Genomic DNA, 14,903 nt, shown 5'->3' with positions numbered 1-14,903 from the left:
CTCCTCAAAAGCCTTGAATGTTCAGTCAGGCAGGGGCCTTGGCTCCTCTTGACACACGCTTTCTCGTGACGCGCGTATTGACCTGCTCGATGAAGGTCCAGATTTTGGGGTTCTTGGAGAGTTCTGCGATCTTGGATTCCAGCGATCCCAGATGACACTGGACGGCATCACGCGCCGCCTCGACATTGCCGGACTCGATGGCATTTACGATCGCTTCGTGTTCTTCGATGACCTTTTCGGTGCGACGCACCGCAAACACCCTTTTCAGGTGGCGCATGCGGTCCATTTCACCCTTTGCCTGATTAACGACGCTCCAGGCGCCGGGCAGACGGGCAGCGGTGAATATTGTGCGGTGAAACTCTTCATCCAGCAGGAAGAAATCGGTAAATTCCTCATCTTCCGCAGCGGTACGCTGCTGGGAAATACAGGTTTTCAGCCGCGCAATATCTTCAAGCGAATGCCGCTTGGTCGCCTCTATGACAGCACCTTCTTCCAGTTTGAAGCGGATGAAGCAGGCCTCCATGTAACGCTGCACATCAATCGGCGAGATGTAGGTTCCGCCCTGCGGCACCACCGTCACGAAACCTTCCTCGGCCAGGCGGATGATGGCCTCGCGCACCGGCGTCTTGCTGACATGCAACAACGCCGCAATTTCCTTCTCAGACAGCGCCCGTCCCGGAAGCAACTTCACTTCGACAATCAATTTGCGAAGCAAGGCGTGGATCCGGTTGGTCATGTTTCCATCGACCGGCAAGTCCTGTGGTGTGACAAGATCGGAGAGGGGCAACGATGGAAATTCAACAGCGTTAGACATATCAACAACCAAACTGAGATATCAGAATATAACTTGACATATCTGCTGTTTTTTAGAGAGTCAAGCTTGTGATGACGATGGAGACGTCACCCCGGCCGAAATTCATCCGGATTTTCTCGGAACTCGTCTTCATCCACAGGGTCAAATGCCTTGATTACAAAGCCTTTTCAGCCGAATGGGCACAACATACGGAAATGACAATGAACAGTTCGAACAGCGAGAAATGACCATGAACCCCGATACTCGTGACAAATTGATGGGCGTATCCGTCGCAACACTGTGCTCGGCGCTTTACAAGCGCGGTCTGAAAAACCAGACTATCCAGGATGTGCGGCCAGTACGACCAAAGGGCCGCAACATGGTCGGCCCGGCATTTACGCTTCGCTATATGCCGGCGCGTGAAGATCGTAATCCGATGTCCGTGTTTCGCGACCCGAAACATCCACAACGCCATGCCATCGAGACCTGCCCTGAAGGCTCGGTACTGGTCATGGATAGCCGCAAAGATCCGCGCGCGGCTTCGGCCGGCGACATTCTGATCACAAGGTTGATGGTACGTGGCGGGGCAGGTGTCGTCACAGATGGCGGGTTTCGCGACGCAATGACGATTGGTGAACTGGACATTCCAGCCTATCACAACCGTCCATCCAGCCCGACAAACCTGACACTGCATGAGGCAATTGATATCAATGTGCCGATCGGCTGCGGTGACGTGGCGGTATTCCCGGGAGATATCATGGTTGGTGACGACGACAGCGTTATCGTCATACCCTCTGAAATTGCCGATGAGATTGCTGATGAGGCCGTCGAGATGACGGCGTATGAGGATTTCGTCACTGAACGGGTCAAGGCAGGCCAGACGATTATCGGTCTTTATCCGGCAACGGATGAAAGCAACCTGGCCCTGTTTGCTGAATGGCGAAGCCAGAACGGGCGGTAACCCGATCCGGGCGCGATTTTGATCGCGCCCACTTCAGCATTAGACGGCGTGAGGCAATGCGCCCTTACCGGTCATTTTGTCAGCGGAATACGCTACCCCACAGGAAGCAGCTTTCGTGCGTGACTGATATGCCGGACCCGACACCATGAGATAGGAGGTCATGATGGCCTCGAGCCCGGGGAGAGGCTGGCAGTACCTGCCAGGCCGCTCAGCAGTGGCCGGCTCTAACGCCTGCCAATTGTGTAATTTCGTGTGTCGACAGGTCGGCGGTCAGCTCACTTTTCAATTCGCCCATCAAAGTCTTGCGGGCTGCGTCCAATTGAAAGGCTGCCGATTTCGAGGAAAGGCTTTCAGCGATCCCAACGGTATATTCGAGCATATTGATTAGCGCGAGGTATTCCTCATGGCGCTCGCTGAGCTGAATGCTGGCATTGATGTTCGTCATGCTATCCTCGATATGTTGTCGAGGTCATTTTTAAGCACGGAAACCGTTTGCGTGCGCGTTGCAAAAGCGTTGCACACGCGAAACGGGATTTATCATACTTGTTCGCCTTCGTTTGCGCGAAACAAACTACGCCACACGGAAATCTCGTTAAAAGTCCAAGTCTTGGCCGATTGAGCAGCAATTGGTCGCTGGATCACTTCAAGCAGGTCAACGGCATCCAGGCGCTTTTGATCAACCCATGCTTGTTTTATTACGTTGCGAAGCACAATCACATCAAAGCCTGCAACTTCCGCGATCCGCGTCCAACTCCTTTCCTTGAAGAAGATGTGACGCGCTGCACGCGAAATATCCAGGCAATCGGCGGCTGCCAGCACACCGAGGTTTTCCGCACGCGCCAAAGTAGCATCAACATTGACCATCGGTATGGTCAGCGGCATGTAGGCCAACTCAGCTGGCCCATGCAGCAAGGCGACATCACCATCGTCATCGCGTCGACCACTGGCATAATCGTCAAAAATCTTGCCAACACCGATCATGCCAAAGGCTGCACATTCTGCGGCACGCAGTGCGCCCATGCTGGCAGCTCCGAACACCCCGATGTTCTGCGAGAGAGCAAACAGAAGTTCCTTATGCCAGACGGGCGGCACAAATTCGAACTGACCATCGATAAGGCCAATCGCCGTTGCACCGTCCCGCACGGCGCGCATGACATCACCCTGGCAGGCAGGAGGCCTGATCTCGACATCCGACAGTTTGCCAATGTCTGGGAAGCTCGGACCGACAAAGACGACTTTCATTGCAAGGCTCGCGATATCGCCCGGCCACCAAATCTCTGGCGACGTTCACCGTCGGGGTTTTCAAGCTGCGGCACAACAACCTTTACCACCGCTGCGGGCAACCAGTCGGGCGAGATATCAACCGCGTAGATGTCAGGGATAGCTTTGGTTCGCAGGCGCTCTACAACCCGCTGTAAAGCCTGCTCAGCGCAGCTGGCAGTAATGCGGGGCAAATCTTCGAGGTGCATGGAAACCGGCGCATCGAACGCGGCAATGATGGTCGGGTCAGCCGGTTTGCTAAAGGTCTTCGGCATGACGTCATCTCTTGCTCCGGCAATGAAGGTCATGCGTGACTGCACGGCTTCGGTAATCGCCCGCATGACAGCGATCTCAGGAGAGATGGAACATCCTGCCCCAAGTGTGATGTCAACGTGGCGGAAGCCCTCACCGGCTTGCGGTTGATGTCGCGGCTTCAGAAGCGCAACCACACAGGGAACCGCGAGGTCGCTGGTGATGTCGAAAACAGCGATTTCCATGTCTGCAGCCGAAATTCTGCCGAGCAAACCCTGCAAGTCGGGATTTACGATCTGGCTGGTGTCAATTCTTGGCTGATAGCGCTTCGCTGACGTTGTTACCTGCCACAGTGTCATGGCATCGCGTTCAACACGCTCCAGCAACCCATGCAGTGTCGCTTCGATCAAACTATTGCCGGACGCAAGTCCATCCGACGATTGCCAGAAACGCGGCGCGATCAGCGTGCGGTCGAGTTGAATGGCTTCCACAGGCAGCCAGACTTTTTGTCCTGTCAGCAAATTGGTCGCACTTGCCCATAAAACCGTCTCGTCATCGCGGATCGGCATTGATTTTACAGCCAGCAGGCTATCCAGCGTGTTTACGACCTCGCCAGCCGAGCGGAGAGATGAAGGCGTATCAGATACTATCTGACAGGCCGGGGTGGCGGCAACGGCACGTTCAACGGCTTCCATCACAGCTGACGTTCGCGCAGCATCGTCATTTATGCCCTTGCCTTGCGCAATCACAATCGCTTTGGCGTTTGGCGTACAGGCACACCAGACCGGCACACCGATACGATCAAGGCTGGTTTGTTTGGCGACCCTGGTAATACCAAGCCGAGACAGAATAGGAGAGACCCGTTGAAAGGTCTCTCCCGCAGAACATGAGCGGAAATCGACAATGTCGATTTCTGACGGATCAGGATTCATGATGTCCGGATGCGGCGACCTCAGCAGACGAAAATGCGACCGCAAAGTTTACACCCTTGACGATTGTCGAGCCCTGCTGGCGAAGCGTCTGAGCGTTGGCGAGGTCACTACCAGCAGGAGGCGCGCTCAGTGGAGAAACGGTGCCTGATGTAAAATCCACGAGCCAGAGCTGTTCATCTCCGGGAAGTCCAATAACTGCAACCTTAGACACGATGTTCTCCTTTGTTAAAAACCGGCCTTGATCAGGCCTTCCCGGTAAAGCTCTGTCTGCCAGGGCTCCTTGTGGGGTACCATCTTGAGCCAACGCTCGAGATCGAAATCAGGATTACTTTTCAGAACGCGCAACCTGCAGGTACGTGCCTTTGCCATATCGCCAAGCATACCCCAGCATGCCGCAGCAAGACGTGATGCCGGTGCGCTATCGCGCATCTGTCCGATGTAATCCAGTGCCTGACGAAACTCGCCAAGGAAGTAACTGGCGCCAGCCGCAGTCCACAGGTAGGTGTCCGGAGACAGAGGATTGAGCGCAATGGCCGAACTGATCTTGTCCAGCGCAGCTTTGGGATCACTTGCGTGAACAAGGCTGTCTGCGTGACTGTAGAGCACGTCGGCATAGGTCGGGTTGAATGTTTCGGCCTGGCCAAGCGCCGCCAAACTGTCGTCGATTTTTCCGCCATAGAGCTGGCTGACGCCGAGTTCCTTGTAGGCGCCGGCAAATTCGGCATTCTCGGCTACGGCTATCTTGGCCTGCTCTTCGGCATGCTGGAGAAGCTCGCTGTCGCCTCTCGCCGTCAACAGCCATTCCATGGTCAGTGTTCTGGAAATTCCAGCCCGCGCAGCAGAGAAGCTCTTGTCACCATCAAGAGCCTGCCGGAAATGCCGGCGCGCTTTTCTGATCGATGGCAGATCCAGTTTGGAAAGGCTCTGCAGGCCACGCAGATAGGCGTAATAGGCGTCCGGACGGCTATGATAATCGGCCACATTGGACGTGCGACCACCGACCTTGTCGAAGATCGACTTTTGAATGACCTCGGCGATTTCGAGCTTCTGGATCGCAACTTCGTCGGGTTTCAACTGAAAACGGGTTGCCCACAACACCTCGTCACTCGGCATGAAGATCAATTGCACAAACAACTGATCATCAGACCGCTTCGTGTCGAGTGCATACATGACCGAATGTTTTTCGAGAATCCCGGCCTTGTCTTTCGAGGCGCGAATACGTTCGGCGGTGTAGGGGGCAACCACCGAGACCGATCGGCTGGTGCAGAGGCCAATTGTCAAATCTTCAATCAGCGCGTTGGCCACGGAGCCATATTGCTGGGCACTGTGAAGTGTCTCAGGGGGCAGCAGTGCAATTCGCGGCGGAACGGTAATGTCAAAGGCCGTCTTTACGCCCGATGATTGAAGGTTGGCAGGCTGCGGCGCTAAAAAGCTGACAAGAGGACGGGCAACTGCAGCAGTTTGCTGTTCTCCCAATTCCACAGGCGACGAAATCGTTCTTCTGACCTCCTCGTCGTCAGGATCGCATTCAAGCAGCAACACTGCAGCACGTCGAAGATCGGACCGCCTCTGGTCGGAGGCCGGTAGCGTTTGAAACTGCATGAATTCGGTACGCAACTGGCCGACCAAACGCGTGCGGACGTCACGAACCCAGGCATCCAGCGCACTTGATCCGTCGCCATGCAAGGGAAGAAACTTCAAAGCCACGGCATCTGTGGCTGCTTTGAGGCGTTCTGTGGGATCTGTCAGCGCAGACATCGCCAGATCACAGCGCATGGCCTGCGGGGCAAGGGACAAGGTCGTGCCGTCTGCTACAACTAGCGGGCCTGAGGGATCGGTTGCCATTGCCAGGCGCCGAAGCATGGAGCGCATATTGGTGGCTGCGGCCTCTCCACGGTCAGGCCATAAAAAGCTGGCCACTTGCCGCCGGGCGACCGGCCTATCCATGTCATGAAGATAGGCCAGAAACACCAGTGACAGGCCGGGCACAGATAAATTCTGCCCAGCGCCGTCGCGTAGACTGCTGTCACCAAGTGTCGTTAAAACAAAGCCCATATGGTATCAGATGGAGGCGTTATTATGATCTTCCTCACCCGCACTGGACGGGTCGTTTCTCAGCGTCCGGACGAGATTGAGAACGCTCTGACGCAAGCGCGGGCTCTTGATCGAGTTGAACGCGGTCACCAAGGCAATCGTCTCCTTGGAGCTCATCAATTCATTAAACTCGCCCATAGGGGAGCCGGCACTGTTGACCAGTGCGTTTGGGCCGTTTTCAAAGAAAAAGCTGATCGGGACCTCAAGCACTTCGGAAATGTGCTGTAGTCGGCTGGCGCTGACCCGGTTGATACCCTTTTCGTATTTCTGAACTTGCTGGAAGGTTAGGCCAAGTCCATCGGCGAGCTGTTCTTGCGACAGACCAGCAATCGATCGACGAAGGCGAATACGAGAACCAACATGAACGTCAATAGGGTTGGGAAGTCTATTCATTGCAGTGATCCCCAAAACGTTTCGTTGCAGGAATCTATGCGTGAAAATTCCGGGTTGCGCAATCTACTTTTGCCAAAGATTTTCTACTCTCACGCGACCATTCGGCACCAACGCGCAGTTGATTGTATCAGCTCTGATGGCTCGATAGCGCACTGCGAGATCCGGCGATCAACGGGAGTGACGTTATAATGACCGGCAACAACAATACTGCCCAGGCGACGCCATAACCAAAATAGTCGGCCAGCAGTCCGAACAGGTAGGGTCCAGCCGCCATCACGGCCAGGCAGATCGTCGAGGCAAAGGCGATTGTAGAGGCAATCGAACTTTTCGGCGCACTCTCGGCAATTTGCAGCAGGTAAAGCGGAAACCAGCCAATCCCAAAAAATCCAAGGACGAGCAAAATGGCTGCAATCGTTATCGTTGACGATCCGACCGGCAGGACAGCAAGAAGGACAGCCGACGCCGCAGCAATGAGTGAAACGGCGCCAAAGGATCTGGCACGTAGACCCGGCCAAAGCCGATCACTCAGCCACGGCAACAGGATGCGGCCGGGTATGCCTGCAAACTGGGTTGCCGCAAACAATGACGATGCTGCGATCAAACCGAGTTTCAACCCGTCTGCAATAAAGCCGATCATGTGGGCCGTGAACGTAAATTGAAATGCTGACATTGCGATGCCAAGGCGCAGTACGGGCCAGAATTGTGGATCCTGACCGACAATCCTTGCCAGCGACAACAGGCGCAGAGGTGCGCTCTTTGAAGACGTAAACTCGCTGCCCTCGCGGTAAAGCCCGAAAAACAAAATCGCACCCAGCATGGACACTGCAGCACCCAGCCAGGTTGCAGCCTGCCACCCGTAATGGATTGCCAAAAGCGGCAACAAAGCTGCGGCAATCATCGTACCGAACGGAACGGCAGCCTGCCGAAAGCCGGTGGCAATTCCACGGTGCGATGGGGGAAACCAGCGCATGACCGCTCTCGTGCCACCGGGCTGCACCGCAGCATAGGTTCCACCGAGACATGCCATGCAGATCAAAAGGGCGACAAAACTGTCGGCGATCGTGGCGGCACAGGCCATGGCAATTGCCATGCCGATCATCGCCAAGCCGACGATCCTCCGCTCGCCATAAAGGTCGATTGCGCGACCGAGTGTAAACATAGTGACGATCTGCACCCCGTTCATGACGGTGACGGCAAGTGATGCGGAGGCTAGAGATATACGAAATGCCTCCCGCCAGAACGGCACGAGGATATAGACGCCTTGGGAGACAAAGGAGCCTGCGGTCTGCGTTCCAACCGCAATCGCCAAGATGGCCCAGATATTGGGACTTGTATCGATAGAGGATGGTGAGGGTTGGGGGGATAAGCGACGCAGCATAATAGGGCTCCAGACAGGCAGATCACACCTGAATAGCCATCCGCACCCATATTTGAAATTAGGGCTTGCGCGTTACAGCGATAACGGTTTGTTATAGATGACATGCGCTCCCTTGATCCTGAAGCCGTCGAAGCCTTCCTCCTTGTTGCTGAACTGCAGTCCTTCACGCGCGCCGCAGGTGTCATGAACACCACCCAGGCTGCGATATCCCTGCGTCTGCGTCGGCTGGAAGAATTGTTGGGCGTACGCCTTATTGAACGCACACCTCGGCGCATTCGGCTGACCAGCGCGGGCGAGCGTTTTTTGGAACCGGCCCGCGACTATGTCAGCGCCGGTCTACGTGCCCTTGATGTATTCGGCGCAGAGCCCATGCGCCTTGCGGTTGGCGTCTCACATCATCTGATCGGCGCCGATCTTCCCCATTTGTTGCGATTGATCAGCGAACGGGAAACCGGCATCACCTTGCATTTAAGGACCGCTGGCACAAGAAACCTGCTGGAACTCTATGATGCAGGCGAATTGGATGCGATCGTGGTGTTGCGCCACGACGATATCAGACGCGACGGCGAAGTGCTGTCGCAGGAAAATTTCGGATGGTTCTGCTCACCGGGTTTTCAACTGCAGCAAGGTGCGCCCTTGCCACTTGCCCTGCAGCCAGAGCCATGCAACCTGCGTGCAATGGCATTGCGCACTCTGGATGCGGCAAAACTGCCCTGGCGGGAAGTGTTTGTTGGCACCGGCGCAACGGCAGTCGGGGCAGCGGCGGAAGCCGGTATTGGCGTAGCTCTGATGGCGCGCAGCGCGGCACCGTCAGGTGTGATCGAAGTGACTGCCCGCACACTTCCACAACTACCTCCACTGGACGTTTTGTTGGTCTCAAATGTCACCGGGGATCTTGCTCCGGCTGCATTACGACGGATTGCCAAGGCGTTCCGTTCATCCGCCTCGGGGTCGTAATTTTCATGGAGCAACGACAGAACTTGCCTCACAATGGTCCATTTCATTCACACTCACGCGATATTGCTCGATAATCGATTGTCAAAAAGACATCTTTGTCCCACATCGCATTATAAAAATTGTCTTCACAACCAGGATCACAGCTGAATGCACATTAGATATGGTCTCATCGCCCTAATCCTCGCAATCGCTCCACCTGCTTATTCGTTTGAAGGTGCGGCACCGGTTCTGGCACCAAAAGAGCAGCAGGCACAGGCCGCGCACCTGAGTTCGCTGTTTCTCGCCCGCAATGCCTACAAACCGGTCGCCCTGGACGACGCCCTGTCCGCCAAGGTCATGGACCAGTATGTCGACGCCCTCGATCCTGACCGGAATTTCTTCTTGCAGGCCGACATCGACAGCTTCATGGCCAACAGGACCAAGCTCGACGACGCTATAAACACCGAAAATCTCGATATCCCGTTTTCGATCTTCAACGTCTATTCGCAGCGCATGATCGACCGCATGAGCTATGCGCGGGAGCTGTTGAAAAAGAACTTCGATTTCAGCGTACAGGAAAACTATTCGCTGTCAGAAGACAAAGGCCCCTGGCCACAAACACAGTCCGAGATCGACGACATCTGGCGCAAGCGCGTCAAGGCCGATTGGCTGCGTCTGAAACTTGCAGGCCAGTCCGACGCGGCGATCCGTGATACGCTCGATAAACGCTACAAAAACATTCTTGAACGCGTTTACACCTACAAGAGCGAAGACGTTTTCCAGTCATTCATGGCTGCCTATACCGCATCAGTTGACCCGCATACCGACTATTTCGGCGCAGCTGCATCCTCTGCTTTCGACATTTCCATGAAGCTTTCGCTCGTCGGCATTGGTGCCGTTCTGCAGGAGCGTGACGGTTACACCACCGTGCGCGAACTCGTACCAGGTGGCCCAGCACAATTGTCGGGACAGCTGGCTGTCGGCGACCGCATCGTCGGTGTCGGCCAGGGCGAAGAAGGTTCGATTGAAGAAGTCGTTGGAACGCGCCTTGATGCCGTCGTGCAGTTGATCCGCGGCGAGAAGGATTCCGTTGTCCGTTTGGATATCCTGCCGGCGGCCGCTGGCGACGCAGCCACACACCGGGTAATCCATCTGGTGCGTGACAAGGTCAACCTGGAAAAGCAGGCCGCTCAGAAGGCAGTTCTTCCAATCACCAGCGAAGGTGTAACACGCAAGATTGGCGTGATTACCCTGCCGACATTTTATGAAGACTTTGATGCTCGCCAGAATGGCGACAAGGACTATAGAAGCGCAAGCCGTGATGTCGCCAAACTTCTTGCCGAGCTAAAGCAGGAAAAGGTTGATGGTGTACTGGTCGACCTGCGCGACAATGGCGGTGGCTCATTGTCCGAAGCAATCGAACTCACAGCATTGTTCACTGGTAAAGGCCCTGTGGTCCAGCAGCGTAACGCCGGTGGTAAAATCAAGATACAGGGTGATGATGTCTCCAAAGCGGCCTGGACAGGTCCGGTCGGTGTGCTGATCAACCGTGCATCGGCGTCAGCATCGGAAATTTTTGCCGCAGCGATACAGGATTATGGCCGTGGCGTGATTATCGGTGAACAGAGCTTCGGCAAGGGCACCGTGCAGACAGTTGTCGACCTTGATCAGGTAGCACGTAACAGCGAACCAAGATTTGGCCAACTGAAGTTTACCGTCGCCCAGTTCTTCCGTGTCGATGGCGGAACAACGCAGTTGCGCGGCGTGACACCAGACATCATCCTGCCTGGCCTCTACGATCCGAAGAAACTCGGCGAGGCAAGCTATGACAACGCCTTGCCATGGGCACAAATCAAGCCTGCGAAATACAAGGCTGATGCCAAAATTGCCAATGTCCTGCCGCAGCTGCAAAGTCGTCATGACACCAGAGTGAAAACAGATGCCGATTTCCAGCGCTTTGTCGAAGATGTCACCGAGCTGAAGGAACAGCGCGAAAAACGTGCGGTTTCCCTCAACGAGAACGAGCGCCGCAAGGAACTGGCAGCTGCTGAAAAGCTCCGTAAGGCGCGTCAGGAAGAAGATGGCGGCTTGTTCAGCCGACAGGATGACGGCCTGCAGGCCGACGAGCGTGGCCTTCAGGCCGACATCGCACTGGAGAATGCCCGCAAAAACGCCAAGGATGTGCTGCGCAACGAAGCAGCCTCCATCGTGGCCGATCAGTCGGAACTGCTCGATACGATCCGCTAAGTTCGGCTGAAACCAAACAAAAACTGTTGGCAGGCATTTTACCAATGCCTGCCAATTTCATATCAGAGACTGCCTTACCGGCCTCAGTTGAGGATAAAGATCGCAGCGTTCAGGGATGTCGCGTAACACAACCACAGGGCATAAGGGCCAAAACACCAGCGGGCCGTCTGATCCGTGACCTTGCGCATAAACGCGATGACGGTGATCAACAGGCAAAGAATGATAAAAAGTCCGAGGCCAACCTTGTGAAACCCGAAGAATACCGGCGTCCACGCCCAGTTCAACAGCATTTGCGTCATCCAAAGACGAAAGGCTGTAGAATTAAACCCTTCGGATATTGTCACCCGCCAGCCTGCAACCGCAATCAGGATGTAAACCAATGTCCATGCGGGTCCAAACAGCCAGTTCGGTGGGGTAAACCACGGTTTGGCCAAGGCCTCATACCATTCACCCGGCTGGATCGTCAGGCCTATGGTAAAGCCAACGCCCAAGACAACAACAAGGAAGACGACCAGAGACGTGTAGTGGGTGCGTGATGCTGTCAATGAACTGCCCTTTTACATGACACCGCGTATGGACGCCGAACGGAGCCGTCAGTGTCAGCGATCAGCTATCCATTCTGCTTGTTGCTCGAAACGGTCAAATCCGGTTCTGGTTCCCAACCGAAAACGCTGCGACCGCCCCATTCGTGAGAATGGGCATATTCACCGGCAACAATCTCCTTGAGGTCGGGTCCAGTGACATAACGCTCCATCTCACGTGCTTGTGCATCAAGCCGCTGCAGTGCCTGCAATTCTTCATCACGTCCCAGGCGCGCCTTGCTGACCGCGGACTTCATGACCCGGATGGTTTCGTCATAGACCTTCAAGGGTACCGGGAACGGATGGCGGTCCTTGCCGCCATGCGCCAGCGAAAAACGGGCCGGATCAGAAAACCGACAGGGCGTGCCATGCACGACCTCTGACACCATTGCCAAAGCCCGCACGGTTCTAGCTCCCACCCCCGGTGTCAGGATGAGGTCTTCAAAATCCTTGGGTCCACGGTCGGCCGCTGCCGCCAGCGCACCATGGAGCCGTCGCATATTGACGTCTTGTTCCCTCACATCATGGTGGTCAGGCATGATCAGATGCGGCAGCATCGGTTGTGCGACCGGTTCTTTTGCTTTTGCCGAAGGTTCCAGAACAGACAATTCCTGCAGGATACGATCGGGTCCGAGCGCCGACAAGAGATCGACCTGACCAATACGCGACGGTGCCGCTCTGCTATCGGCGAGATTGACGATGTTGCCCTGCTGTCTGCCTTCGATTGCCGAATGCGGGGAATCGACAAAACTGCTCATGCCCTCCGACAGCCAATGGTAGCGACGCGCCTGACGTCGTTCGCCATTCATGCCTTGCTGAACAACCACCCATTTGCCGTCATTCGTGACGATGAAACCATGCAGATAGAGATCAAACCCATCCTGCACGGCGGCGCTATCGACCTTGGCGACCAGACGGCTGGTATTGGCCAATTCGTCGCCATTCAGACCGGTTCGGCTGGCAATGTCTATCAATTCATTGGGTGTTTTCCGCGAATGCTGGCCACGTCCTCCGCAGACATGAATGCCCAATTCGCCCGACATCGGCGTTAGCCCACGTTTCAGCGCACCGATCACGCTGGTGGTAATGCCTGAAGAATGCCAGTCCATGCCCATCACACTGCCAAAGGATTGGAACCAGAAAGGATGGGCGAGGCGCCGCAAAAGTTCATCACGACCGTAATGGATCACGATCGCTTCGGAAATGATGGCGCCAAGGCGTGTCATCCGGTCGCCAAGCCAACGCGGGACGTGACCGCTATGAAGGGGAAGATCAGCACTGCCAGCTCGTTTGAACATGGTCTTCTTATAGATCTCCGGCAGTCACGCTCACAAGCAAAATCGCATGTCACAGAAGTCAGGATCGCGGCGCGGTGACCAAAAACACAGCCCCCTGATCGCCAGTATCTTGCAGCGTAACATCTCCGCCATGTGAGGCCAGCATGGTGCGGGCGATCTCAAGTCCCATGCCCGTGCCGCCATCTTGCCGCCGGGTGGAAAAAAACGGCTGGAATATGCGCTCGCGATTGGCTTGCGAAATGCCATTGCCATTGTCGGCGACCAAAATCCGCACGATCTGCGCATCGCCTTGCACGTCGAGATCGACACGCGTCGCACCATTCTGGAAAGCATTTTCGGCGAGATTGCCAAACACCACGGCCGCAGCTTCAATCGGCAGTGCAAACCGAATGCCCGCTTGGCCGGAAAGACCAATCATATGGTGTGGAAACCGATCGCGCAGCATGTTGCAGACATCATCTGCCGTGCTTTGATCGGCGGGAATAGGGATCTCGGCATAGGCCAGTTCCCTCAATCTGGCCAGCAACAGGTCCAGCCGTTTGGAATCGGCAATGATGTTGTCAAGAAACCGCTGGCGTTCCTCTTTGGTCATTGGCTGCTCGTCGTCGTCATCACGCATCAACTCGGCCGCACCACGGATTGACGTCAGCGGCGATTTAAGCTCGTGTGATACATGCGCCGCAAACGAGCGCACATATTCGTTGCGATCGACCAACTTGCTGGCAAGATCGAGAAAACTTTGCGACAGGGTCGCAATCTCGTTTGTGCCGTAACTGTCAAGCGGCTGGATTGCCGCCCGTCCCCCGCGCGCGATTTCATCGGAACGCGAAATCAGCGCGTTGATCGGCCCGGTAATGTTGCGGCTAAGCACATAGGCAACACCGAGTGTGACCAGAAGCACGCCCAACAACGCTCCCGCCTCCGTTGTGGTCGTCAGGGACGCCGTGCTATCGATGGTGCGAAACCAGATGATGCTGATAATCGGCAGCGCCATGATCGACAGCAGCACCGAATACACGATCAGGGCCAGTCGTGGCCGCCATTTTGACTTTACCTGCGGTGCCGGCATGTCAGTGACCCCGCTCAGTATCGACGCGCAGCTTGAAACCGACACCATGGACTGTCGTGATCACGCTGTCGGCGCCAACAACTGCAAGTTTTGCCCTGATGTTACGGATGTGGCTGTCAATGGTCCGGTCGGCGACGTAAGTTCCCGGGCCGTATGCCGCCTCCATCAATTGTTCACGGCTGAACACCATGCCCGGACGCGCCATCAGCGTTTCGAGAATGGCAAATTCCAGCGCGGTTGGGAGAACGGCATTGCCCGCAAAGGTCACAGTCCTGCCAGCACTTTCCAGCCGCAGTTCCCCAACGGTTAAATCCTGTTCGTTTCGACCTGCTGTGCTTGTCGTGCCGGTTCGTTTGAGAATGGTTTTGACCCGCGCGACCAGTTCGCGTGGGCTAAACGGTTTGGTGACATAGTCATCGCCACCGATCTCGAGCCCCAGGATCCGGTCGATTTCCTCGTCCCGCGCCGAGAGAAACAGGATGGGAATAGAGGATGTCTTGCGGATTTGCCGGCAGACGTCTAGGCCGTCCATGTCAGGCATACCGATATCAAGAACGATGAGATCGATTTTGCTCGCACGAAACGTTGCCATCGCCTGTGTGCCGGTTCCGGCCGTAGCAGTCGCCATGCCAGCGCGTTCAAGTGCAAAACAGATCACCTCACGGATGTTCGGCTCGTCATCGACGACAAGAATGCGCGGCACCATAAG

General features: G+C 55.6%; 15 protein-coding genes. 3 read left to right on the top strand and 12 right to left on the bottom strand.

Going from position 1 to position 14,903, the window contains the following annotated elements; all coding sequences use genetic code 11:
• Nucleotides 1-25 precede the first annotated feature (25 nt).
• Nucleotides 26-814: a GntR family transcriptional regulator gene (locus tag PYL13_RS25430; protein WP_275642738.1), complete on the bottom strand. Its 789-nt coding sequence runs from the start codon at nt 812-814 to the stop codon at nt 26-28.
• Between the two features lie 229 nt (nt 815-1,043).
• On the opposite strand from PYL13_RS25430, the gene PYL13_RS25425 reads away from it, so the two are divergent.
• On the top strand, nt 1,044-1,754 hold the full coding sequence (locus PYL13_RS25425) for a ribonuclease activity regulator RraA (RefSeq protein WP_275642737.1): 711 nt from the start codon (nt 1,044-1,046) through the stop codon (nt 1,752-1,754).
• A 208-nt stretch (nt 1,755-1,962) separates the two neighbouring features.
• Here PYL13_RS25425 and PYL13_RS25420 read toward each other — a convergent pair whose 3' ends face one another.
• The 7 genes from PYL13_RS25420 to PYL13_RS25390 all read right to left on the bottom strand — a co-directional run bounded on the left by PYL13_RS25420 (nt 1,963) and on the right by PYL13_RS25390 (nt 8,063).
• On the bottom strand, nt 1,963-2,199 hold the full coding sequence (locus tag PYL13_RS25420; RefSeq protein ID WP_192490733.1) for a hypothetical protein: 237 nt from the start codon (nt 2,197-2,199) through the stop codon (nt 1,963-1,965).
• Nucleotides 2,200-2,291: 92 nt separating this feature from the next.
• Nucleotides 2,292-2,996: a TfuA-like protein gene (locus tag PYL13_RS25415; RefSeq protein WP_275642736.1), complete on the bottom strand. Its 705-nt coding sequence runs from the start codon at nt 2,994-2,996 to the stop codon at nt 2,292-2,294.
• Complete coding sequence (locus PYL13_RS25410; protein WP_275642735.1) at nt 2,993-4,198, bottom strand: YcaO-like family protein; 1,206 nt, start codon at nt 4,196-4,198, stop codon at nt 2,993-2,995. Before PYL13_RS25410 ends, PYL13_RS25415 begins: the two co-directional genes overlap by 4 nt.
• Entirely contained in the window at nt 4,188-4,409 is a 222-nt protein-coding gene (locus PYL13_RS25405; RefSeq protein WP_192490736.1) for a hypothetical protein, read from the bottom strand. Before PYL13_RS25405 ends, PYL13_RS25410 begins: the two co-directional genes overlap by 11 nt.
• Nucleotides 4,410-4,423: 14 nt before the next feature.
• On the bottom strand, nt 4,424-6,253 hold the full coding sequence (locus PYL13_RS25400) for a hypothetical protein (RefSeq protein WP_275642734.1): 1,830 nt from the start codon (nt 6,251-6,253) through the stop codon (nt 4,424-4,426).
• Nucleotides 6,254-6,259: 6 nt separating this feature from the next.
• Nucleotides 6,260-6,685 carry a helix-turn-helix domain-containing protein gene (locus tag PYL13_RS25395; RefSeq protein ID WP_250983903.1) on the bottom strand — a complete coding sequence of 142 codons (426 nt, stop codon included), beginning with the start codon at nt 6,683-6,685 and terminating at the stop codon, nt 6,260-6,262.
• Nucleotides 6,686-6,812: 127 nt separating this feature from the next.
• Nucleotides 6,813-8,063: an MFS transporter gene (locus PYL13_RS25390; protein WP_275642733.1), complete on the bottom strand. Its 1,251-nt coding sequence runs from the start codon at nt 8,061-8,063 to the stop codon at nt 6,813-6,815.
• 93 nt (nt 8,064-8,156) lie between these two features.
• Between PYL13_RS25390 and PYL13_RS25385 the strand changes: the two genes are divergently transcribed.
• Together PYL13_RS25385 and PYL13_RS25380 are read left to right on the top strand one after the other, a co-directional pair.
• Entirely contained in the window at nt 8,157-9,020 is an 864-nt protein-coding gene (locus PYL13_RS25385) for a LysR family transcriptional regulator (RefSeq protein ID WP_275643064.1), read from the top strand.
• Between the two features lie 147 nt (nt 9,021-9,167).
• Nucleotides 9,168-11,246, top strand: coding sequence for a carboxy terminal-processing peptidase (locus PYL13_RS25380; RefSeq protein WP_275642732.1), 2,079 nt, complete (start codon nt 9,168-9,170; stop codon nt 11,244-11,246).
• 83 nt (nt 11,247-11,329) lie between these two features.
• On the opposite strand, the gene PYL13_RS25375 is transcribed toward PYL13_RS25380, so the two are convergent.
• The 4 genes from PYL13_RS25375 to PYL13_RS25360 all read right to left on the bottom strand — a co-directional run bounded on the left by PYL13_RS25375 (nt 11,330) and on the right by PYL13_RS25360 (nt 14,900).
• Entirely contained in the window at nt 11,330-11,791 is a 462-nt protein-coding gene (locus tag PYL13_RS25375; RefSeq protein WP_275642731.1) for a TspO/MBR family protein, read from the bottom strand.
• 65 nt (nt 11,792-11,856) lie between these two features.
• Nucleotides 11,857-13,125 carry a DUF763 domain-containing protein gene (locus tag PYL13_RS25370; protein ID WP_275642730.1) on the bottom strand — a complete coding sequence of 423 codons (1,269 nt, stop codon included), beginning with the start codon at nt 13,123-13,125 and terminating at the stop codon, nt 11,857-11,859.
• 58 nt (nt 13,126-13,183) lie between these two features.
• Nucleotides 13,184-14,194, bottom strand: a complete 1,011-nt coding sequence (locus tag PYL13_RS25365; protein ID WP_275642729.1) for a sensor histidine kinase — start codon at nt 14,192-14,194, stop codon at nt 13,184-13,186.
• 1 nt (nt 14,195) lies between these two features.
• Nucleotides 14,196-14,900, bottom strand: coding sequence for a response regulator transcription factor (locus PYL13_RS25360; protein WP_275642728.1), 705 nt, complete (start codon nt 14,898-14,900; stop codon nt 14,196-14,198).
• Between the last annotated feature and the right edge of the window lie 3 nt (nt 14,901-14,903).

The sequence above is a fragment of the Agrobacterium sp. Azo12 genome (assembly GCF_029193765.2).
Taxonomy (GTDB): Bacteria; Pseudomonadota; Alphaproteobacteria; order Rhizobiales; family Rhizobiaceae; genus Agrobacterium.
The sequence above is the reverse complement of the archived record's forward strand: the minus strand, read 5'-3'. Positions and strand labels throughout refer to the sequence as shown.